This window comes from Azospirillum sp. A29, from assembly GCF_042604625.1.
Classification (GTDB): domain Bacteria; phylum Pseudomonadota; class Alphaproteobacteria; order Azospirillales; family Azospirillaceae; genus Azospirillum; species Azospirillum palustre.
Genome location: NZ_CP170464.1, coordinates 149,514 through 169,454 on the forward strand (window position 1 = coordinate 149,514; position 19,941 = coordinate 169,454).

The window sequence follows — 19,941 nt, forward strand, 5'->3', positions numbered from 1 at the left end:
TTGCTGGGAGTTTCCGCCCTGATGACCCCCGCAACCGCCGCGCCGGCTCCGCCGGCGAAGGAACTGGCGCAGAAGACCTGTGGCACGCTGACCGCGCGCGTCGACGAAGTGTCCGGGCGCGGGCCGCTGTTCCTGCGCAGCTACGACAATTCCTATGCGCCCGGCCCGACCTCGGAGCCGGCGCTGTCCAATGCCGCCTTCACCTACGACAACGCGCTGGCGATCATGGCGCTGACCGCCTGCGGCCAGCGCGACAAGGCGTTGCGCATCGGCGAGGCGCTGCTCGACGCGGTGTCGCTCGACCGTGCCGGCTGGAAGGGGCGGCTGCGCAACACCTATCGGGCCGGTGCGCAGAAGCAGCGGCCGATCCCGCCCAACGGCTGGTGGGATGCCGTCGGCAACCATTGGGGCGAGGACCCCTATCAGGTCGGCACCGCCACCGGCAACGTCGCCTGGGCCGGTCTTGCCCTGCTGACGTTGGCCGACGCCACCGGCGAAAAGCGCTTCCGCGACGGTGCGGTCGAACTGGCGCGCTGGGTGGTGGAGCATACCCGCGACCCGCGCGGTCCCGGCGGCTTCAACGGCGGCGTCCAGGGCTTCGACGATGCGCCGCAGCCGCTGACCTGGAAATCGACGGAGCACAACACCGATCTGGTCGCGCTGTTCGCCTGGCTCGGCAAGAGTTCCGCAGACAGTAGTTCCAGAGACAGTTCGGGCGACGATTTCGCCGGACCGGAGCGCGAGGCGCGTGCCTTCCTCGACACGCTGTGGACAGCGGGCGGCGACCATTTCCCCATCGGCACCGCGCCGGACGGGGTGACGGTCAGCACCTCGACCTCCGGCCTCGATGCGCAACTCTGGCCGCTGCTGCTGCCGAAGGCGCCGGAGGCGTGGCGGGCGGCACTCGCCTATGCGGAGCGCGCCCATGGCGCCGACGGCGGGTTCGACTTCAACGACGACCGCGACGGCATGTGGGTGGAGGGCACGGCGCAGGCGGCGCTCGCCTACCGCAGCGTCGGCCGCCGCGGCGATGCCGACCGGCTGTTCAGTGAGATTCTGAAGGAAGTCAGTCCCGGCGGCTATCTCTACGCCACCCGGCCGCAGGTGCTGTCCACCGGGCTCGCCATCGGGCCGGACAGCAAGACCGACGATTTCCTCTACTACCGCCGGCCCCATCTGGGCGCCACCGCCTGGGCGGCGCTGGCGGCGCTGGGTTGGAATCCGTTCACGGGGAAGAGCGTGCCGTAACCGCCTATCCGTGGAAATGTTCGAAGAGCTTTCGCGCAATCGCCTCGCTGATGCCGGGGGCGGCCTCCAGATCCTTCAGTCCGGCGGACGCGACGGCGGTGGCGCTGCCGAAATGGTGCAGCAGCGCCTTCTTGCGGGCCGGGCCGATGCCGGGGATGCCGTCGATGCGGCTGTGCGAGATCGCCTTCATCCGGCGGGCGCGGTGGCTGTCGATGGCGGTGCGGTGGGCCTCGTCACGCAGCCTTTGCAGGAAATGCAGCACCGGATCGTTGGGCTCCAGCGTCAGCGGCGGCCGGCCGGGACGGAAGAAGCGCTCCCGTCCGGCGTTGCGATCCGGCCCCTTGGCGATGGCGACCAGCGGGATGTCGGTGATCTGGAGCATTGCCAGTTCGTCCTTCACCGCGTTCAACTGGCCGAGACCGCCGTCGATCAGGACGAGGTCGGGCCATTGTCCGGAATCCCGTCCGGCATCGCTGCTGCGGTGGAAGCGGCGGGTGAAGGTCTCGCGCAGCATGGCGTAATCGTTGCCGGCCGCCTCCGGATCGCGGATGTAGAAACGGCGGTAGGCATTGCGCTGGAACCCTTCCGGCCCCGCCACCACCATGGCGCCGACCGGGAAGGAGCCCTGGATATGCGACGTGTCGTAGATCTCGACCCGGCGCGGCGCGTCGGGCAGGCCGAAGACACGCGCCACCCCCTCCAGCAGCGTCGCCTGGGTGGAACGCTCGGCCAGCCGGCGGCCCAGCGCGTCGCGGGCGTTGGTCTGCGCGTGCTCGACGGCGCGGCGCTTCGGCCCGCGTTTCGGGCATTCGACGGCGACGTGGCGCCCGGCGGACAGACTCAGCGCTTCCTCGAGCAGCTCCGCTGACTCGACCGGGTCGCTCAGCAGCAGCAGGCCCGGCGGCGGGGTGTCGGTATAGAGCTGGGCGGCGAAGGCGGCCAGGATGTCGCCCGGCTCCTCCTCGGCATCCACGCGCGGGAAGAAGGCGCGGGTGCCCTGGTTGCGGCCGCCGCGGAAGAAGAAGGCCTGGACGCAGGCGGCACCGCCTTCCCGGTGCAGGGCCAGCACGTCGGCATCGCCCAGCGTGTCCTCCAGATTGATGTCCTGGCGGCTTTGCAGCGCGGTCAGGGCGCGGATGCGGTCGCGCCAGCGGGCGGCGTCCTCGTATTCCAGCCGGTCGGAACTGTCGAGCATGTGGCGGGCGAACTCCGCCTGCACCTCCGCACTGCGGCCGGACAGCACGTCGCGCACGCCCTGGACCTGGGCGGCATACTCCTCTTCGTCGACGCGGCCGACACAGGGAGCGGAGCAGCGCTTGATCTGGTGTTGCAGGCAGGGCCGGGTGCGCGAGGCGAACACCCCGTCGTCGCAGGTGCGCAGCAGGAAAGCTCGTTGCAGGGCGGCGATGGTCATGCCGACCAGATGCGGCGAGGCGTAGGGGCCGAACAGGTCGGACTCGCGGCGGTTGCCCTTTCCCGATGTGCCACGCCGCTCCGCGCTGCCGCGGTGATGCATCAGGCGGGGGAAATCATGTCCTTTCCCGATGATGATGTAGGAGAAGGAGCGGTCGTCCTTCACCAGGATGTTGAAGGGCGGCAGCAGGCTGCGGATCAGGTTCGCTTCCAGCAGAAGCGCCTCGGCCTCCGTATGGGTGGTGACGAACTCCATGGAGCGGGTCAGCGACACCATCCGCCGGGTGCGGTTGGGCAGCCCGTCGGTCCGGGTGTAGCTGGCCACCCGCCGTTTCAGGTTCTTCGCCTTGCCGACATAAAGGACCGACCCGTCGGCCGCCAGCATCCGATAGACGCCGGGCGTGTCCGGAAGGGTCGGCAACTGGGCGCGGATCACGTCCGCTCCGCTGCCGGGCACCCCGTCCATAAGCTCTCTCGTTCCCGCAAGTATTCGATTTGCCGCTTACCCAAGCAGTAGAACGGAACGGGACCAAGAGACAAGAATTGGATGACGCGATTCCGACGGGGTGCCGCAGGACCCTGCCATGCGGTCGGGAGGCCGGTCAGCCGCCGAACACGGTGTTCAGCTGGGCGCCGACGCGGACGAAGGTGGTGCGTTTCGGCACTTCCTTCAGCCGGGTGGCGCCGATGTAGGTCATCATGCTGCGCACGCCGCCCATGATCTCCTGCATCGTGTTCTCCACCGGGCCGCGATAGGGGACATCCACCGTCTTGCCTTCCGAGGCACGGTAGGAGGCGACGCCGCCGGAATATTTGTGCATCGCGGTGTCGGACGACATGCCGTAGAAGGTCATGGCGACCGGCACCCGGTTGCCGTCCTGGTCCTCGTAGCGGATCTCGCCCTCGCACTCGTCATGGCCGGCCAGCATGCCGCCGAGCATGACGAAGTCGGCGCCGGCGCCGTAAGCCTTGGAGATGTCGCCCGGTACGGTGCAGCCGCCGTCGCCGCAGACCTGCCCCTTCAGCCCGTGGGCGGCGTCGGCGCATTCGATAATGGCCGACAGTTGGGGATAGCCGACGCCGGTCATCTTGCGGGTGGTGCAGACCGAACCCGGCCCGATGCCGACCTTGACGATGTCGGCACCGGCCAGCAGCAGCGCCTCCGTCATGTCGCCGGTGACGACGTTGCCGGCCATGATGACGGCGTCCGGATTCTCCTGGCGCAGGCGGGAGATCACCTCGACGAAGCGCTCGGTATAGCCGTTGGCGACGTCCAGGCAAATCTTCCCCACCGGCGCCTTGGTCTTCACCGCCAGGAACTTTTCGTGGTCGGCCTCGGCGATGCCCATCGAATAGAAGACGTTGGACAGGGTGGCCGATTCAGCCTCGGCCCGGAAGAAGTCAGCCAGCTCGTCCGCCTTGTAGTGCTTGTGCAAGGCGGTCATCGCGCCGAAGCGAGACAGCGCGCGGGCCATGCCCATGCTGCCGGTGACGTCCATGTTGGCGGCGATCAGCGGGAAGCCGGTCCAGTCGCGCTGGGTGTGCAGGAAGGTGAAGGTCCGGTTGACGTCCACGTCGTTGCGGCTCTGCAGCGTGCTGCGTTTCGGCCGGATCAGCACATCCTTGAAGTCGAGCTTGAGGTCGCTTTCGATGATCACCGCACACCTACTCATCTCTGTTGGGTGGGCCAGCCGCTTTTCATCAGGCCCAACATCACAGAGTGGAGGCGATGACGCGGTTCGGCAAGCGGCGTCGGGGCCGCAGGCCGGGGTGCCGCGTTTGAAGCTGTTTCGCTTAAACGAGGGGTATCCGCCTACTCCTCCGCCTCCTCCCCGTCGCCGTTGGCCGCGTCGCTGCCGTCGGCGACATGCACCTGGCAGTCGGCGTTGCTCAGCACCTCCATCAGTTCGGCGGGCGGCAGGCGGTCGGTGAACAGCGCGTCGAGCACGCTGACGTCGGCCATCCGGATCATCGCGTTGCGGCCGAACTTGGTGTGGTCGGTGACCAGGAAGACCCGGCGCGAGCTTTCGATGATGGCGCGGGCGACGCGGACCTCCTGCTCGTCGTAATCCAGCAGGTCGCCTTCGCTGTCGATGCCGCTGATGCCGATGATGCCGATGTCCACCTTATAGCGGCGGATGAACTCCACCGTCGCCTCGCCGATGATGCCGCCGTCGCGCTCGCGCACGAGGCCGCCAGCGATGGACAGGGCGAAGTTCGTGTTCTTGTGCAGGATGGTGGCGACGTTCAGGTTGTTGGTCAGCACCCGCAGCCGCTTGTGGCCGAGCAGGGCCTGGGCCACCGCCTCCGTCGTCGTGCCGATGTTGAGGAACAGCGAGGCGTCCTCCGGCACATGGCGGGCGACCAGTTCGGCGATGCGGCGCTTTTCCTCCGCCATCAGGGTCTGGCGGGTGGAATAGGCGATGTTCTCCACGCTGGACGGCACGGTGACGCCGCCGCGGAAGCGGCGCACGGCCGACTGGCCGGCCAGATGTTCGATGTCGCGGCGGATGGTCTGCGGCGTGACGTCGAAATGTTCGGCCAGCCACTGGATCTGCACCATGCCCCTGGCATGGACCAGGGCCACGATTTCCTGCTGGCGGCGTTCGGCGTCCAGGCGCGCATCCATCGGTGGGCTGTCTCCGGTCTCGAAAGGGTCGTGAGTGAATCAGATGCGCGCGATGGGTCAAAGCGAAAACCGCCGGCCCCGTCGGCGTTCATCCCGGCTTCGATCCCAACGTCATCCCGGGCGGGCCGGGCGAGTCCGGCACCCGGCACACCTACGGCCCCGTACGGCTGATATGTACGCCCGATATTGTTCGTAGCACAAGCATGTTTCTTTACGAAAATGAACGCGCATGCTATGACAGGATCCATGCGGTTCCGATGTCTGCCCGATGGCGTCAGCCCACGGGGTTTGCCGCGACTGACGGCTGTCGCCGCCATCCTTCAAACTTGTCGCGACGTTCAACGGTCCGGCCTGCCGACATAAAGATAACGTATAGGAGAGGGATATGACGCAACTGACGCCAGCCGGGGGGCGGCGAAGTGTTCGGCTCGGCATTCAGGGGCGGCTGTTTCTGGCTTTCGGCGGGGTGGCGATGCTCGCCGCCTTCGCCAGCGTGATGGCATGGTGGTCGCTGACCGAGACCGGGCGCTCAATGGGTGAAATTGGCCGCAGCAGCGTGCCGGCCATCGTCCGCTCGCTCACTCTGGCGAAGGACTGCACCGCGATCGCCGCCGACGCGCCTGCGGTGGCGGCCTCGCGCGATTCAGCGGAACTGACGGAGCGGATGGACGGCCTGACCAGGCGGCTGGCGGGCCTGCGCGACCGCATCGGGGCGATGCGGAGCCAGGCCGGCGGAGGAAGCGGTGGGCAGGCCGGTGGCATGACTGCGGATGCGGACGCGGTCGCCAAGCTGCTGGAGCGCATGGGGGCCGCACTCGACACGCTGGGCAAGCGCACCGCCGAACGGCTGGCGATGGAGGAGAAGCTCAACACGCTGGTCGCCGACGCGGTGATGGCGCACGAGGACTTCACCGATCTGGTGGCGCCGCTGTTGGAGGTGTCGACCCTGTCGGTCAACAATGTGGTGGGTGATCTGGCCGCCGCGCAGGCGGTCGACACCGCAACCGGGCTGGGCCGCCGGCTGGCGCAGGAAGAACTGCCGGTCATCACCCAGCTGATGAACGTGCAGGCCAACGGCAACCTCGCCTTCGGCATGATCGCCGCCGCCTCCAGCGTGCCGCATGGGGCGACGCTGAACAACATCCGGTCGAAGTACAATTGGGCGCTGCTGCGCGTCGACAACGCCATCGGCGCCCTGCCGAAGGACAGCCCGGACCGGCCGTCGCTGGTCAAGGCGCGCGATGGGCTCGCCGCTTTCGGCGCCGGCGCCGGCAGCGTCTTCCGCCTGCGCGACGAACAGGCGCGCATCACCACCGATATCGAAAGCGCGCTGGCCGAGACGGTGCGGCTGACCACTGACCTGAACGGCACCATCGATGCAGTGGTCGCCCACCAGCAGGAGCGCACCGACGCCGACGTGACGCGGACCGAAACGGCGATTTCCGGTGCGGTCGCGGTCCAGGGCGGCGCTGCGGCGGTCGTGGTGCTGTCGAGCCTGCTGATCGCGTGGTTCTATGTCCGCAACCGCCTGACCCGGCGGCTGATGCGGGTGATCGACGCCATGCGCGCCGTGGCCGGCGGCAATCTGGCTGCCGACGCCGCGGTTGGCGGGCGCGACGAGATCGCCGAGATGGCAGGGATCGTCGGCGTCTTCCGCGACAAGAGCGCCGAGATCGCCCGCTTGCAGGAGGAACAGGACGCGATGAAGCAGGCGGCCGATGCCGAGCGGTCGCGCACCATCCAGTCCATCACCGCGAGCATCGAGGCCAGCGTGAAGGAGGCGTCACGCCACATCGGCACCGCATCGGCCGACATGCGCGAGGCGTCGGAGGGGATGTCCGCCACCGCCGAGCAGACCTGCCGCCGCATGACCGACGTGCGGTCGGCCGTCGCCGACACCGCGACCAACGTGCAGACGGTGGCCGCCACCGCCAGCCAGCTTTCCGCTTCCATCGGCGAGATCACGCGGCGGGTCGGTGATTCCAGCCAGATCGCCCGCAGTGCGGTGGCGGAGGCGCGCAGCACCAACGACCTGATGGTGGAACTCGCTGCCGCCGCGCAGAAGATCGGCGACGTGGTCGGCATGATCAACGCCATCGCCGGGCAGACCAACCTGCTGGCCCTGAACGCCACCATCGAGGCGGCGCGCGCTGGCGATGCGGGCAAGGGCTTCGCCGTGGTGGCGGAGGAGGTGCGCAGCCTCGCCGGTCAGACCGCCAAGGCGACGGAGGAGATCGCCCAGCAGGTCCAGGCGGTGCGCACGACGGCGCAGGGAGCCGTGTCGGCCATCGACGACATCGGCCGCACCATCAGCCGCATCGACGAGATCACCGCCATGGTCGCCGCCGCGGTGGAGGAGCAGTCCGCCGCCACCGACGAGATCGCGCGCAGCATCAACCACGCCTCCGACGCGGTGCAGAGCATCGCCGACACGGTGGTGTCGGTGGATGATGCGGTGAACCGCACCGGCAGCGCCGCCGCCCAGGTGGTGGACGCCACCCGCGCGCTTTCGCAACGGTCCGAAAGCCTGAGCGAGGATATCGACCGTCTGCTGGGCCGCATCCGCGCGGCGTGAGCCGGGTGCGGGGAGGGGAGCCGGATCAACCTTATTTCCGATAGGAAAGATGCCCGATCCGGCGTAGCCTCAAAAACATGGTCCGTTGAACAAACATTTTCCTTTTCAAACGCGAACGAACATTCTATGTTCCGAAACGAAAGCGGCCGGGTTCGAGAAGGAACCGCCGCGGTACGGAGAGGAACCCATGGCAAACGAGTCCGCGGTTACCGACCTTCTGATCGTCGGCGGCGGCGTGAACGGGGCGGGCATCGCCCGCGACGCGGTCGGGCGCGGGATGTCGGTGGTGCTGTGCGAACAGGGCGACCTTGCGGGCGCCACCTCGTCGGCCAGCACCAAGCTGATTCACGGCGGCCTGCGCTATCTCGAATATTACGAATTCCGTCTGGTGCGCGAGGCTTTGCAAGAGCGCGAGGTTCTACTGCGCGCCGCGCCGCACATCATCTGGCCGCTGCGCTTCGTCCTGCCGCACGACAGCAGCATGCGCCCGGCCTGGATGGTCCGCATCGGCCTGTTCCTTTACGATCATCTTGGAAAGCGCAAGCTGCTGCCGGGGTCGCATGGCGTCGACCTGACCAGTTCGCCGGCGGGCAAGCCGCTGGCGGGCGGCTTCACCAAGGCGTTCGAATATTCGGACTGCTGGGTCGAGGACAGCCGGCTGGTCGTGCTGAACGCGATGGATGCGAGGGCCCGCGGCGCGGAGATCCTGACCCGCACCCGCTGCGAGAAGGCCGAACGGAAGGGCGGCCTGTGGGAAGCGACGCTGGTCGACACCTACACCGGCGCCACCCGCACCGTCCGCGCCCGCGCGCTGGTCAATGCCGCCGGCCCCTGGGTGCGCGAAATGATCGCCAAGCGCACCGGCGTCACCGTCGACAAGTCGGTCCGTCTGGTCAAGGGCAGCCACATCGTCGTGCCGAAGATGTTCGACGGCGACCATGCCTACATCTTCCAGAACGACGACCGACGCATCGTCTTCGCCATCCCGTACGAGCGCGATTTCACCCTGATCGGCACCACCGACCTCGATTATTCGGGCGATCCCGGCGCGGTGGCGATCTCCCCCGAGGAAATCGCCTACATGTGCCGGGCGGTGTCGCGCTACTTCGCCAAGCCGGTGCACGAAAGCGACGTGGTGTGGACCTACAGCGGCGTCCGGCCGCTGTTCGACGATGCCAGCGGCAACGCCTCGGCCGTCACCCGCGACTATGTGCTGGAGATGGACGAGCCGGCCGGCGACGCGCCGATGCTGTCGATCTTCGGTGGCAAGATCACCACCTTCCGCCGGCTGGCGGAGGAGGCGACGGAAAAGCTGGGCAAGGCGCTGGGCAAGGGCGGCATCACCTGGACCGCCGACGTGGCGCTTCCCGGCGGCGACATCGCCAACGCCGATTTCGCCGGCTTCCTGGCGGGGCTGAAGCGCAGCCGGCCCTGGCTGCCCGATGCGCTGGCCCTGCGGCTGGCGCGCGCCTACGGCACGCGGGTCGAGCGGCTGCTGGGCGACGCCAAGGGGCTGGACGATCTGGGCATCGATTTCGGGGGCGGCGTCCATGAGTCCGAACTCGACTATGCCGCGCGGGAGGAGTTCGCCATGACCGGCGACGACTTCCTGTGGCGGCGCTCCAAACTTGGGCTGCACCTGGACGCAAATGTCCGGGAGGCCATCGGCGGCTGGTTCGACCGGCGCCGCGAAGCAACGGCCAACAGGGGTACGGGCGGCGATACCGCCACCCTGCGGTCGATGGGAGGAATGCGGTGACACTCACACTGGAAGGCGTGGCGAAGCGCGTCGGCGCCGAGCAGCATCTCCATCCCCTGTCGCTGGAGCTGCAACCCGGCAGCTTCAACGTGCTGCTGGGGCGGACGCTGGCCGGCAAGACGACGCTGATGCGGCTGATGGCCGGGCTGGACGCGCCCAGCGCCGGGTGCGTGCTGGAAAACGGCAAGGACGTCACCGGCACATCGGTGCGCCATCGCGACGTGGCGATGGTCTATCAGCAGTTCATCAATTATCCGGCGATGACGGTCTTCGAGAACATCGCCTCGCCACTGCGCCGCCAGGGCAAGGACAAGGCGGAGATCGACGCCAAGGTGCGGCGCACCGCCGCCATGCTGCGCATCACGCCTTATCTCGACCGGCTGCCGGCCGAGCTGTCGGGCGGCCAGCAGCAGCGCTGCGCCATCGCGCGGGCCTTGGTGAAGGGCGCAGGCCTGCTTCTGCTCGACGAGCCGCTGGTCAACCTCGACTACAAGCTGCGCGAGGAGCTGCGGGCCGAACTGCGCGAGATCTTCGCCGACGGCAAGACCACCGTCGTCTACGCCACCACCGAACCGCAGGAGGCGCTGATCCTCGGCGGCAACGTGACGGTGCTGCACGAGGGGCGGATGCTGCAGACCGGGGCGACCGGCGACGTGTTCCACACGCCGGCCTCGCTGGAATGCGCGCAGGTGTTCAGCGACCCGCCGATGAATGTGGTGGACGCGATCCTGACCAACGACCGCGTGGCGCTGTCGGACGGCACCGGTCTGCCGCTGTCCGCCCACGACCGCAACCTGCCGGCCGGTCCCTGCAAGGTCGGCATCCGCGCCAACCACCTGACGGTGCTGCGGCGGAGCGAGCGGCTGGTGCCGATCCGGGGCAAGGTAGCCCTGTCGGAAATCAGCGGGTCGGAGACCTTCGTCCATCTGCGCCACGGTGACAGCACGCTGATCGCGCGGGAGGAGGGGGTGCACAGCCACCCGATCGGCAGCGACATCCAGGTCTATGCCGATCCCGACCGCATCTTCGTCTTCTCCTCCGTGGGCAAGCTGGTGGCGGCACCCAACTGGCGGCGCGGCGCGCTGCGCAACATCGCTTAAGGGGGGCGGGAGCGATGGCGACCATCCAATTCGACAATCTCGGCCACTCCTATCACCCGCACCCCAGCAAGCCTGAGGACTACGCGCTCCGCCGCCTGTCGCAGGAGTGGGAGGACGGCAAGGCCTATGCGCTGCTGGGGCCGTCCGGCTGCGGCAAGTCCACGCTGCTGAACATCATCTCCGGCCTGCTGGTGCCCAGCGAGGGTCGGGTGCTGTTCGACGGGCTGGACGTGACCCGCTGCACCCCGGAAGAGCGCAACATCGCCCAGGTGTTCCAGTTCCCGGTCATCTACGACACCATGACGGTGTACGAGAACCTCGCCTTCCCCCTGCGCAACCGCAAGGTTCCGGCGGCGGATGTCGACCGCCGCGTGCGGCAGGTGGCCGAGGCGCTGGACCTGACCGCCGATCTGAAGAAGCGTGCCCAGCGGCTGACGCCGGACGCCAAGCAGAAGATTTCGATGGGCCGCGGTCTGGTGCGGTCCGACGTGGCGGCCATCCTGTTCGACGAACCGCTGACCGTCATCGACCCGCACACCAAGTGGATCCTGCGCCGCAAGCTGCGCCATATCCATGAGGAATACCGCCTGACCATGATCTACGTTACCCACGACCAAGTGGAGGCGCTGACCTTCGCCGACAAGGTCGCGGTGATGTACGAAGGCGCCATGGTCCAGCTCGGCACCCCGCAGGAGCTGTTTGAGAACCCCGAGCACACCTTCGTCGGCTATTTCATCGGCAGCCCCGGCATCAACCTGATGCCCTGCACACTGGGCAGCGACCATGCTCTGGTCGACGGCATCGCCATCCCGTTGCCCGACCGCGCCGTGCATTCGGCCGGTGGCCGGGTGGGCGGCAGGTTCGAGCTGGGCATCCGGCCGGAATTCCTCGAGCTAACCCGCAGCGGCAATGCCGGCGCCATCCCGGTGCAGGTCACCGGCGTCGACGATCTCGGCACCTCCAAGCTGGCGACCGTGCGGCTGAACAGCCACACGTTGAAGGTACGGCTGAGCGAGGAGCAGGAAATCCCGGCGCTGGACGCCGCCATCCGTTTCCCCACCCGGTGGACCAAGCTCTACCGCGACAGCCATCTGGTCGGTTAAGGAGCCATGAGCCATGGATAAGGTCCAGGACAACCGGGCATGGTTCCTGATCATCCCGGTCTTTCTGATCGTCGCCTTCAGCGCCGTGGTGCCGCTGATGACGGTGGTCAACTACTCGGTGCAGGAGATCTTCGGCCCCGGCCAGACGTTCTTCGTCGGCACCGAATGGTTCGAGGTTGTGCTGAAGGACGAGCGGCTGCACGACGCGCTGGTCCGCCAGATCATCTATTCGCTGGCGGTGCTGGCCATCGAGATCCCCTTGGGCATCCTGATCGCTCTCGGCATGCCCGGCGGTCGCAGCGCTAAGACGTCGCTGACGCTGGTGCTGCTGGCCCTGCCGCTGCTGATCCCGTTCAACGTGGTCGGCACGATCTGGCAGATTTTCGGCCGCGGCGACATCGGCCTCCTGGGCGCCACCTTCCGCGCCATCGGCATCGACTACAACTACACCAACAACTCGTATCATGCCTGGATCACCGTTCTGGTGATGGACGTCTGGCACTGGACCAGCCTCGTGGCGCTGCTGTGCTACGCCGGGCTGCAGTCGATCCCGCCGGCCTTCTATCAGGCGGCGAAGATCGACGGCGCGTCGAAATGGGCGGTGTTCCGCTACATCCAGCTGCCGAAGATGCGCGGCGTCCTGATCATCGCGGTGCTGCTGCGCTTCATGGACAGCTTCATGATCTACACCGAGCCGTTCGTGCTGACCGGCGGTGGTCCCGGCAACTCCACCACCTTCCTCAGCCAGTATCTGACGCAGATGGCGGTGGGTCAGTTCGACATCGGCAAGGCCGCGGCCTTCTCCATCGTCTACTTCCTGATCGTGCTGCTGTTCAGCTTCATCTTCTACACCATCATCACCCGCACCGGCGAGGGAGAGAAGAAATGAGCAAGGCTGCGGTTCTCGCTCCCGGTTCGCTGGCGGCCCCGGCAAACATCCGCCGCTCCTCGGCGCGGGTGTCCAACAGGACCATCGTCCTGGTCTGTTACATAATCTTCCTCATGCTGCCCATCTACTGGATGGTCAACATGTCCTTCAAGACGAACGAGGAGATCCTGTCGGGCCTGACGCTGTATCCGCACAACCCGACGCTGCGCAATTACGCCGTCATCTTCACCGATCCCAGCTGGTACAGCGGTTACATCAACTCGATCTACTATGTGACGCTGAACACCATCATCTCGCTGACGGTGGCGCTGCCGGCGGCCTACGCCTTCTCGCGCTACCGCTTCATTGGCGACAAGCACGTCTTCTTCTGGCTGCTGACCAACAAGATGGCGCCGCCGGCCGTGTTCCTGCTGCCCTTCTTCCAGCTCTACCAGACGGTCGGGCTGTTCGACACGCACATCGCCGTCGCCCTGGCCCACTGCCTGTTCAACGTGCCGCTGGCGGTCTGGATCCTGGAAGGCTTCATGTCGGGCGTGCCGCGCGAGATCGACGAGATGGCCTATATCGACGGCTACAGCTTCCCGCGCTTCTTCGGCACGGTGTTCCTGCCGATGATCCGGGCCGGCGTCGGCGTCACCGCCTTCTTCTGCTTCATGTTCAGCTGGGTCGAACTTCTGCTGGCCCGCACGCTGACCTCGGTCGATGCCAAGCCGATCGCCGCCACCATGACCCGCACCGTCAGCGCGTCGGGCATGGACTGGGGCCTGCTGGCCGCCGCCGGCGTGCTGACCATCCTGCCGGGCGCGCTCGTGATCTGGTTCGTCCGCAACTACATCGCCAAGGGCTTCGCCCTGGGCCGGGTCTGAGGGAGGCTCCGCGTCATGGATATGGACTGGATGGCGTGGACCACGCCGACCGCGATCTTCTTCCTGTGCATCGCCCTGATGCTGGCCGGCATGACGGTCTGGGAGGTGGTGTCGCCGACGGTGGAGGCTAAGGGCTTCCTGCCGATGCGCACCACCCGCGGCGACCGCCTGTTCATCGGCCTGCTCGGCAGCGCCTTCATCCATCTGGGCTGGCTCGCCGCGACCGACGCGTCGCTGTGGGGCGCCTCTGCGGTCGCGCTGGCGTGGATCGCCCTGGTCATCCGCTTCGGGTGAGGGAAAGACGGAGTTTCAAAGGGGTTCGTCACCGCCGCCAAGGCAGCGGATGACGAGGTGAGCGGCAGTTTCCGCCGGTGAGAGCAATACGAAACGTCAACCCGACACCAAGTCGATCAAGTGGGAGGAAGCATGCTTCAGCAACAGACTTCGCGTCATTCTCTGCGGCGCCGCCTGACCGGGGCCGTGATGGCCGGCGGCATCGGTGTTCTGCTGGCGATGGCCTCGGCCGGCCCGTCCGCCGCCATGACGCCGGACCAGGAAGCCGTCGCCAAGCGCATCATCGAGGAACTCCAGCCCTCCACGCTGTCCAAGGACGAGCAGATGAAGGAGCTGGAGTGGTTCGTGAAGGCCGCCGAGCCCTACAAGGGGATGGAGATCAACGTCGTCTCCGAAACGCTGACGACGCACGAGTTCGAATCGAAGACGCTGGCCAAGCTGTTCAGCGAGCTGACCGGGATCAAGCTCAAGCACGACCTGATCCAGGAAGGCGACGTCATCGAGAAGCTGCAGACGCAGATGCAGTCGGGCCGCAACGTCTATGACGCCTACGTCAACGACAGCGACCTGATCGGCACCCATGTCCGCTACGGCCAAGCCATCGCGCTGTCCGACTTCATGGGCGGCGAAGGCAAGGACGTCACCCTGCCGACGCTGGACGTGAAGGACTTCATCGGCACCAGCTTCACCACCGGTCCGGACGGCAAGCTCTACCAGCTGCCCGACCAGCAGTTCGCCAACCTCTACTGGTTCCGCGCTGACTGGTTCGCCCGTCCCGACCTGAAGGAGAAGTTCAAGGCCAAGTACGGCTACGATCTGGGCGTCCCGCTCGACTGGTCGGCCTACGAGGACATCGCCGAGTTCTTCACCAATGACGTGAAGGAAATCGACGGCGTCCGCGTCTATGGCCACATGGATTACGGCAAGAAGGACCCGTCGCTCGGCTGGCGCTTCACCGACGCCTGGCTGTCGATGGCTGGCGCCGGCGACAAGGGCCTGCCCAACGGCAAGCCGGTGGACGAGTGGGGCATCCGCGTCGAGGGCTGCCGCCCGGCCGGCGCCTCGGTCGCCCGCGGCGGCGACACCAACGGCCCGGCCGCCGTCTACTCGCTGGTCAAGTACATCGACTGGCTGAAGAAGTACGCCCCGCCGGAAGCCGCCGGCATGACCTTCTCCGAAGCCGGCCCGGTTCCGGCCCAGGGTGCGGTCGCCCAGCAGATCTTCTGGTACACCGCCTTCACCGCCGACATGACCAAGCAGGGCCTGCCGGTGGTCAACGCCGACGGCACGCCGAAGTGGCGCATGGCCCCCTCGCCGCACGGTCCGTATTGGGAGCAGGGCATGAAGCTCGGCTACCAGGACGTGGGGTCGTGGACGCTGCTGAAGTCCACCCCGGCGGAGCGCCGCAAGGCCGCGTGGCTCTACGCCCAGTTCACCGTGTCGAAGACCGCGTCGCTGAAGAAGACGCTGGTCGGCCTGACGCCGATCCGCGAAAGCGACATCAAGTCCGACGCGATGACCCAGGTGGCGCCGAAGCTGGGCGGTCTGGTCGAGTTCTACCGAAGCCCGGCCCGTGTCTCCTGGACGCCGACCGGCACCAACGTGCCGGACTATCCGAAGCTGGCCCCGCTGTGGTGGCAGAACATCGCCGAAGCCGTGACGGGTGAGCGCACCCCGCAGCAGGCGATGGACAATCTGGCCGAGCAGATGGAGCAGGTTCTGGCCCGCATGGAGCGTGCCAACATCGGTGGCGAGTGCGCGCCGAAGCTGAACCCGAAGAAGGATCCGAAGGAGTGGTTCGCCGCCCCCGGCGCCCCGAAGGCCAAGCTCGACAACGAGAAGCCCAAGGGCCAGACCATCGCCTATGACGACCTGCTGAAGGCGTGGAAGGAAGGCCGCGCCCAGTAACGGGCTGGCAGAACGTTCTCCTCCTGGCGCTTCGTCCTGGTTGGGCCAGGGGTAAACTGCGGGGCGGCGGCATGCTGCCGCCCCGACTTTATTTTTCTGGAGGTTCCCTCTCCCGTCCCGGGAGAGGGAAGGGGCCCAAGGAAAGCTTGGGAAGGGTGAGGGGTCATCCAAGGAACAAGATCCATGTTCGGATCGCCCCTCACCCTCCCCACGGCTCTGCCGTGGGTCCCCTCCCTCTCCCGGGGCGGGAGAGGTATAAAGTCCAAAAATTCACGAGGGAATGCTTCCATGAGCAAGGCCGGCCACATCCTCGCCATCGACCAGGGCACCACCTCGTCGCGGGCGATCCTGTTCGACGGCCGGGGGACGCCGCTGGCCGAAGCACGGCGCGAGTTCCCCCAGCATTACCCCGGCGACGGCTGGGTCGAGCATGATCCCGCCGACATCCTGCGCGACGTGCGCACCGTGGCGCGCGAAGCGGTGGAGAAATCCGGGGTCGATGCGTCCGCCATCGCCGCCATCGGCATCACCAACCAGCGCGAGACCGCCGTGGTGTGGGACCGCGCGACCGGCGAGCCGATCCACCGCGCCATCGTCTGGCAGGACCGCCGCACCGCCGCGCTCTGTCACGATCTGGTGGCGGCGGGCAATGCCGAGCTGGTGCGTTCCAAGACCGGCCTGCTGATCGACGCCTATTTCTCCGCCACCAAGATCGCCTGGATCCTCGACCATGTGCCGGAAGCCCGCGCGCGGGCCGAGCGGGGCGAGCTATGCTTCGGCACCATCGACAGTTTCCTGATCTATCACCTGACCGGGCGGCAGGTGCATGCGACCGACGCGACCAACGCCTCGCGCACCATGCTGTTCGACATCCATGCCCAGGACTGGGACGACGAATTGCTGAGGCTGTTCCGCGTGCCGCGCGCCATGCTGCCGCGGGTGCTCGACAGCTCCGACGATTTCGGCGCCACCGAGCCGGAGCTGCTCGGCCGGCCGATCCCCATCGCGGGCGTTGCCGGCGACCAGCAGGCGGCGGCCTTCGGGCAGGCCTGCCTGACGCCGGGCATGGCGAAATCGACCTACGGCACCGGCTGCTTCGCGCTGATCAATACCGGGGAGACGCCGGTGGTGTCGAAGAACCGGCTGCTGACCACCGTCGCCTACCGGCTGAACGGCAAGACCGCTTACGCGCAGGAAGGCTCGATCTTCGTCGCGGGTGCGGCCATCAAGTGGCTGCGCGACGGCATCGGCATCATCACCCATGCCAGCCAGACCGACGACATGGCGACCCGCGTGCCTGACAGCCACGGCGTCTATTTCGTCCCGGCCTTCGTCGGGCTGGGCGCTCCGCACTGGGACTCGGCCGCCCGCGCCGCGATCTTCGGCATGACGCTGGATGTCGGCCCGGCCCACATCGCCCGCGCGGCGCTGGAGGCGGTCGCCTTCCAGACCCGCGACCTGATGGAGGCGATGGCCGGCGACTGGGGCGGCACCATCAATGCGCTGCGCATCGACGGCGGCATGGCCGCCAACGACTGGCTCTGCCAGTTCCTGGCCGATCTGCTGAACATGCCGGTCGAACGGCCGAAGGTGATCGAGACCACGGCGCTCGGCGCCGCCTGCCTCGCCGCGCTGAAGGTCGGCGTGTTCGACGGGCTGGAGTCGGTGTCCGATGCCTGGCGCAGCGAGCGCCGGTTCGAACCGCGGATGGAGCAGGGCAAGCGCGACCGCCTCTATGGCGGCTGGCGCGACGCCGTGGCGCGGGTGCGGTCGGAGCGTTGAAGGCTTCGATGGCGGGAATTTGCAGAGTTTCTGGCGCAGACGGGCAAGTGGCCCCGATCCGCTGCCGGTAATCTGACTTCGGTTGCGCGCTCCTCCCTCGGGTGCGTCGTCCTCGCCGGTTAGCGGGGACACTGGGCCGGACGGTCGCTGCCGTCCGGCCCGTTTCTTTTCCGGCCCGATTCTTCTCCGGTCAGACCCCTTCGCGGTCGGCCAGCATGTGGCGGATCTCGCTCTTCAGCAGCTTGCCGGTGGCGGTGTGGGGCAGGCTGTCGACGAAGCGGACATCGTCTGGGATGCACCATTTCGCCACCTTGCCCTCGAAGACCGCCAGCAACTCCTCGCGCGTCACGGCGGAGTCCGGCTTGCGGACGACGACCAGCATCGGGCGCTCGCCCCATTTCTCGTCGGGCACCGCGACGGCGGCGGCTTCCTGGACGCCGGGATGGCCGACGGCGATGTTCTCGAGGTCGATGGAACTGATCCACTCGCCGCCCGATTTGATGACATCCTTGGTGCGGTCGACGATCTGGACATAGCCGTCGGCGTCCATCGTCACCACGTCGCCGGTCTCGAACCAGCCCGGCACCGTCTGGTGGGCCGGGCTTTCCGTCACGCCGAAATAGCCGGAGCAGACGGTCGGGCCGCGCACCAGCAGCCGGCCGAAGCTGGTGCCGTCGCGTGCCACATCGTTGCCGGAGCCGTCGACGACGCGGAACTGCACGCCGCAGATCGGTCGCCCCTGCCGGGAGGCCAGGGCCAGGGCGGCCTCGGCATCCTGTCCGTGATGCTTGCCCTTTGGCCTGTTGGCGAGGCCGAGCGGGCTGGTCTCCGTCATGCCCCAGGCATGCAGGACCTCCACCCCCATCTCCTGGAAGCGCTGGATCATCACCGGCGGGCAGGCGGAACCGCCGATGGCGATCCGGCGCATCGTGGTCAGCTTTTTCTTGTTGGCGTCCAGCCAGTTCAGCAAGGCGAGCCAGACGGTCGGCACGCCGGCGCTGTTGGTGACCTTCTCGCTCTCGAACAGCTCGTACAGGCTGGCGCCGTCCAGCTTGCCGCCGGGGAAGACGAGCTTGGCGCCGACCATCGGCGCCGCATAGGGGGTGCCCCAGGCATTGACGTGGAACATCGGCACCACCGGCAGCACCACGTCCGACGCCGACAGGCCGAACACATCCGGCAGGCAGGCGGCGATGGCATGCAGGTAGGAGGAGCGGTGGCTGTACAGCACGCCCTTCGGGTTGCCGGTGGTGCCGGAGGTGTAGCACATGCTGCAGGCGGTGTTCTCATCCAGCTCCGGCCAGTCGAAGCCGTCCGGCTGGTCGGCCAGCAGATCCTCGTAGCACAGCAGGTTGGGCAGGCTGGAGGCCGGCATGTTGGCGCGGTCGGTCATCACGACGATGCCCTTCAGCCCGGTCAGCTCGTGGGCAATGCCCTCCAGCAGCGGCACGAAGGTCAGGTCGGTGAACAGCAGCCGGTCTTCGGCGTGGTTGACGATGTAGGCGATCTGTTCCGGGAACAGGCGTGGGTTGATGGTGTGGCAGACCATGCCCGAACCGCCGATGCCGTAATAGCATTCCAAATGGCGGTAGCCGTTCCAGGCCAGCGTCCCGATGCGGTCGCCCGGCTTCATGCCCAAGGCCGCCAGCGCGTTCGCCAGCTTCTGGGCGCGGACCCAGGCGTCGGCGTAGGTGTAGCGGTGGATCGGCCCCTCGGTGGTGCGCGACACGATCTCGGTGTCGGCATGGTAGAGCGCTGCGTGACGCAGGATCGACGTCACCAGCAGGGGGCCATTCATCATCATTCCGCGCAGCATCGTTTCACTCCCGGTTCGGTCGCTTCTGGTTTTGGACAGTTTGGTTTTGGGTCGTCTGGTGGTGGGGCATCGTCATGCGTGCAGGCGGTGAGCCGCCGTTCGGCGTCGGCCTCCATCGCCTCCAGCTCAAGGATCACCTCGCTGATTTCGGAGCGCATCCGCTCAAGCTCAACGAGGCGGGCGCGGATTTTGCGCAGCCCGTCGCGGTATTGCCCGGCACTCGGCCGGCCGGAGCGGTAGTGGGCGAGATATTCGGCGATCTGCTCCAGCGAGAAGCCGACCCGGCGGAACTTCAGGATCATCATCAGCCGCGCGCGGTCGCGGTAGGTGAACACCCGCCGCCCTCCGGCGCGTTGCGGTGCCAGCAGCCCCTTTTCCTCGTAATAGCGCAGCGCCTGCGGCGTGAGGTCGAACTCCGCCGCCAGCTCCGTCACGCCATATACCCGATCCCGTTCGGCCATGAACAATCCCCTGTGCCGACGATTTCGCCACGGGTGGCGGGGGCAAGTCAACGTCAATGAGCTAAAGCAGGCTTTATGTCCTGTCAGGCTGTCCCGTC

At 67.3% G+C, this 19,941-nt stretch carries 15 protein-coding genes; 10 read left to right on the plus strand and 5 right to left on the minus strand.

Annotated features, from left to right (window positions below; all coding sequences use genetic code 11):
• Positions 1-21: 21 nt before the first annotated feature.
• A complete protein-coding gene (locus ABNQ38_RS12800) occupies positions 22-1,248 on the plus strand; it encodes a hypothetical protein (protein WP_377807751.1) in 1,227 nt (408 codons plus the stop codon).
• Positions 1,249-1,252: 4 nt separating this feature from the next.
• Here the strand turns inward: ABNQ38_RS12800 and uvrC are convergent, their stop codons facing one another.
• The 3 genes from uvrC to ABNQ38_RS12815 form a co-directional block, all read right to left on the minus strand.
• Complete coding sequence (gene uvrC / locus ABNQ38_RS12805; protein ID WP_377807752.1) at positions 1,253-3,127, minus strand: excinuclease ABC subunit UvrC; 1,875 nt, start codon at positions 3,125-3,127, stop codon at positions 1,253-1,255.
• A 136-nt stretch (positions 3,128-3,263) separates the two neighbouring features.
• A complete protein-coding gene (locus ABNQ38_RS12810; protein ID WP_377807753.1) occupies positions 3,264-4,319 on the minus strand; it encodes a GMP reductase in 1,056 nt (351 codons plus the stop codon).
• 155 nt (positions 4,320-4,474) lie between these two features.
• Positions 4,475-5,278, minus strand: coding sequence for a DeoR family transcriptional regulator (locus ABNQ38_RS12815; RefSeq protein WP_377807835.1), 804 nt, complete (start codon positions 5,276-5,278; stop codon positions 4,475-4,477).
• A 397-nt stretch (positions 5,279-5,675) separates the two neighbouring features.
• On the opposite strand from ABNQ38_RS12815, the gene ABNQ38_RS12820 reads away from it, so the two are divergent.
• The 9 genes from ABNQ38_RS12820 (at position 5,676) to glpK (ending at position 17,566) form a co-directional block, all read left to right on the plus strand.
• Positions 5,676-7,865 carry a methyl-accepting chemotaxis protein gene (locus ABNQ38_RS12820; protein ID WP_377807754.1) on the plus strand — a complete coding sequence of 730 codons (2,190 nt, stop codon included), beginning with the start codon at positions 5,676-5,678 and terminating at the stop codon, positions 7,863-7,865.
• A 187-nt stretch (positions 7,866-8,052) separates the two neighbouring features.
• Positions 8,053-9,624, plus strand: coding sequence for a glycerol-3-phosphate dehydrogenase (gene glpD / locus ABNQ38_RS12825; protein WP_377807755.1), 1,572 nt, complete (start codon positions 8,053-8,055; stop codon positions 9,622-9,624).
• Positions 9,621-10,724, plus strand: a complete 1,104-nt coding sequence (locus ABNQ38_RS12830) for an ABC transporter ATP-binding protein (protein WP_377807756.1) — start codon at positions 9,621-9,623, stop codon at positions 10,722-10,724. Before glpD ends, ABNQ38_RS12830 begins: the two co-directional genes overlap by 4 nt.
• A gap of 14 nt (positions 10,725-10,738) precedes the next feature.
• Positions 10,739-11,827 carry an ABC transporter ATP-binding protein gene (locus ABNQ38_RS12835; RefSeq protein ID WP_377807758.1) on the plus strand — a complete coding sequence of 363 codons (1,089 nt, stop codon included), beginning with the start codon at positions 10,739-10,741 and terminating at the stop codon, positions 11,825-11,827.
• 13 nt (positions 11,828-11,840) lie between these two features.
• Complete coding sequence (locus ABNQ38_RS12840) at positions 11,841-12,716, plus strand: carbohydrate ABC transporter permease (protein ID WP_377807759.1); 876 nt, start codon at positions 11,841-11,843, stop codon at positions 12,714-12,716.
• A gap of 113 nt (positions 12,717-12,829) precedes the next feature.
• The gene (locus tag ABNQ38_RS12845; RefSeq protein WP_149201473.1) at positions 12,830-13,582 is read left to right on the plus strand and encodes a carbohydrate ABC transporter permease; all 753 of its coding nucleotides are present in this window, start codon (positions 12,830-12,832) and stop codon (positions 13,580-13,582) included.
• A gap of 15 nt (positions 13,583-13,597) precedes the next feature.
• Positions 13,598-13,876 (plus strand): DUF2160 domain-containing protein, encoded by a 279-nt coding sequence (locus tag ABNQ38_RS12850; protein ID WP_377807760.1) that lies wholly within the window; start codon positions 13,598-13,600, stop codon positions 13,874-13,876.
• 132 nt (positions 13,877-14,008) lie between these two features.
• Positions 14,009-15,784 carry an ABC transporter substrate-binding protein gene (locus ABNQ38_RS12855; protein WP_377807761.1) on the plus strand — a complete coding sequence of 592 codons (1,776 nt, stop codon included), beginning with the start codon at positions 14,009-14,011 and terminating at the stop codon, positions 15,782-15,784.
• A 288-nt stretch (positions 15,785-16,072) separates the two neighbouring features.
• Complete coding sequence (glpK, locus tag ABNQ38_RS12860) at positions 16,073-17,566, plus strand: glycerol kinase GlpK (protein WP_377807762.1); 1,494 nt, start codon at positions 16,073-16,075, stop codon at positions 17,564-17,566.
• Positions 17,567-17,756: 190 nt separating this feature from the next.
• Here glpK and ABNQ38_RS12865 read toward each other — a convergent pair whose 3' ends face one another.
• Together ABNQ38_RS12865 and ABNQ38_RS12870 are read right to left on the minus strand one after the other, a co-directional pair.
• The gene (locus ABNQ38_RS12865; protein ID WP_377807763.1) at positions 17,757-19,382 is read right to left on the minus strand and encodes a 3-(methylthio)propionyl-CoA ligase; all 1,626 of its coding nucleotides are present in this window, start codon (positions 19,380-19,382) and stop codon (positions 17,757-17,759) included.
• A complete protein-coding gene (locus tag ABNQ38_RS12870; protein ID WP_377807764.1) occupies positions 19,367-19,843 on the minus strand; it encodes a MerR family DNA-binding transcriptional regulator in 477 nt (158 codons plus the stop codon). Before ABNQ38_RS12870 ends, ABNQ38_RS12865 begins: the two co-directional genes overlap by 16 nt.
• Positions 19,844-19,941: the final 98 nt, after the last annotated feature.

What these genes read in the sequence shown, in the direction of transcription:
- ABNQ38_RS12855 (WP_377807761.1), top strand. Translation starts at nt 14,009, where the DNA reads ATGCTTCAGCAACAGACTTCGCGTCATTCTCTGCGGCGCCGCCTGACC.
- glpK (WP_377807762.1), top strand. Translation starts at nt 16,073, where the DNA reads ATGAGCAAGGCCGGCCACATCCTCGCCATCGACCAGGGCACCACCTCG.
- ABNQ38_RS12800 (WP_377807751.1), top strand. Translation starts at nt 22, where the DNA reads ATGACCCCCGCAACCGCCGCGCCGGCTCCGCCGGCGAAGGAACTGGCG.
- uvrC (WP_377807752.1), bottom strand. Translation starts at nt 3,127, where the DNA reads ATGGACGGGGTGCCCGGCAGCGGAGCGGACGTGATCCGCGCCCAGTTG.
- ABNQ38_RS12845 (WP_149201473.1), top strand. Translation starts at nt 12,830, where the DNA reads ATGCTGCCCATCTACTGGATGGTCAACATGTCCTTCAAGACGAACGAG.
- ABNQ38_RS12850 (WP_377807760.1), top strand. Translation starts at nt 13,598, where the DNA reads ATGGATATGGACTGGATGGCGTGGACCACGCCGACCGCGATCTTCTTC.
- ABNQ38_RS12840 (WP_377807759.1), top strand. Translation starts at nt 11,841, where the DNA reads ATGGATAAGGTCCAGGACAACCGGGCATGGTTCCTGATCATCCCGGTC.
- ABNQ38_RS12865 (WP_377807763.1), bottom strand. Translation starts at nt 19,382, where the DNA reads ATGCTGCGCGGAATGATGATGAATGGCCCCCTGCTGGTGACGTCGATC.
- glpD (WP_377807755.1), top strand. Translation starts at nt 8,053, where the DNA reads ATGGCAAACGAGTCCGCGGTTACCGACCTTCTGATCGTCGGCGGCGGC.
- ABNQ38_RS12870 (WP_377807764.1), bottom strand. Translation starts at nt 19,843, where the DNA reads ATGGCCGAACGGGATCGGGTATATGGCGTGACGGAGCTGGCGGCGGAG.
- ABNQ38_RS12820 (WP_377807754.1), top strand. Translation starts at nt 5,676, where the DNA reads ATGACGCAACTGACGCCAGCCGGGGGGCGGCGAAGTGTTCGGCTCGGC.
- ABNQ38_RS12835 (WP_377807758.1), top strand. Translation starts at nt 10,739, where the DNA reads ATGGCGACCATCCAATTCGACAATCTCGGCCACTCCTATCACCCGCAC.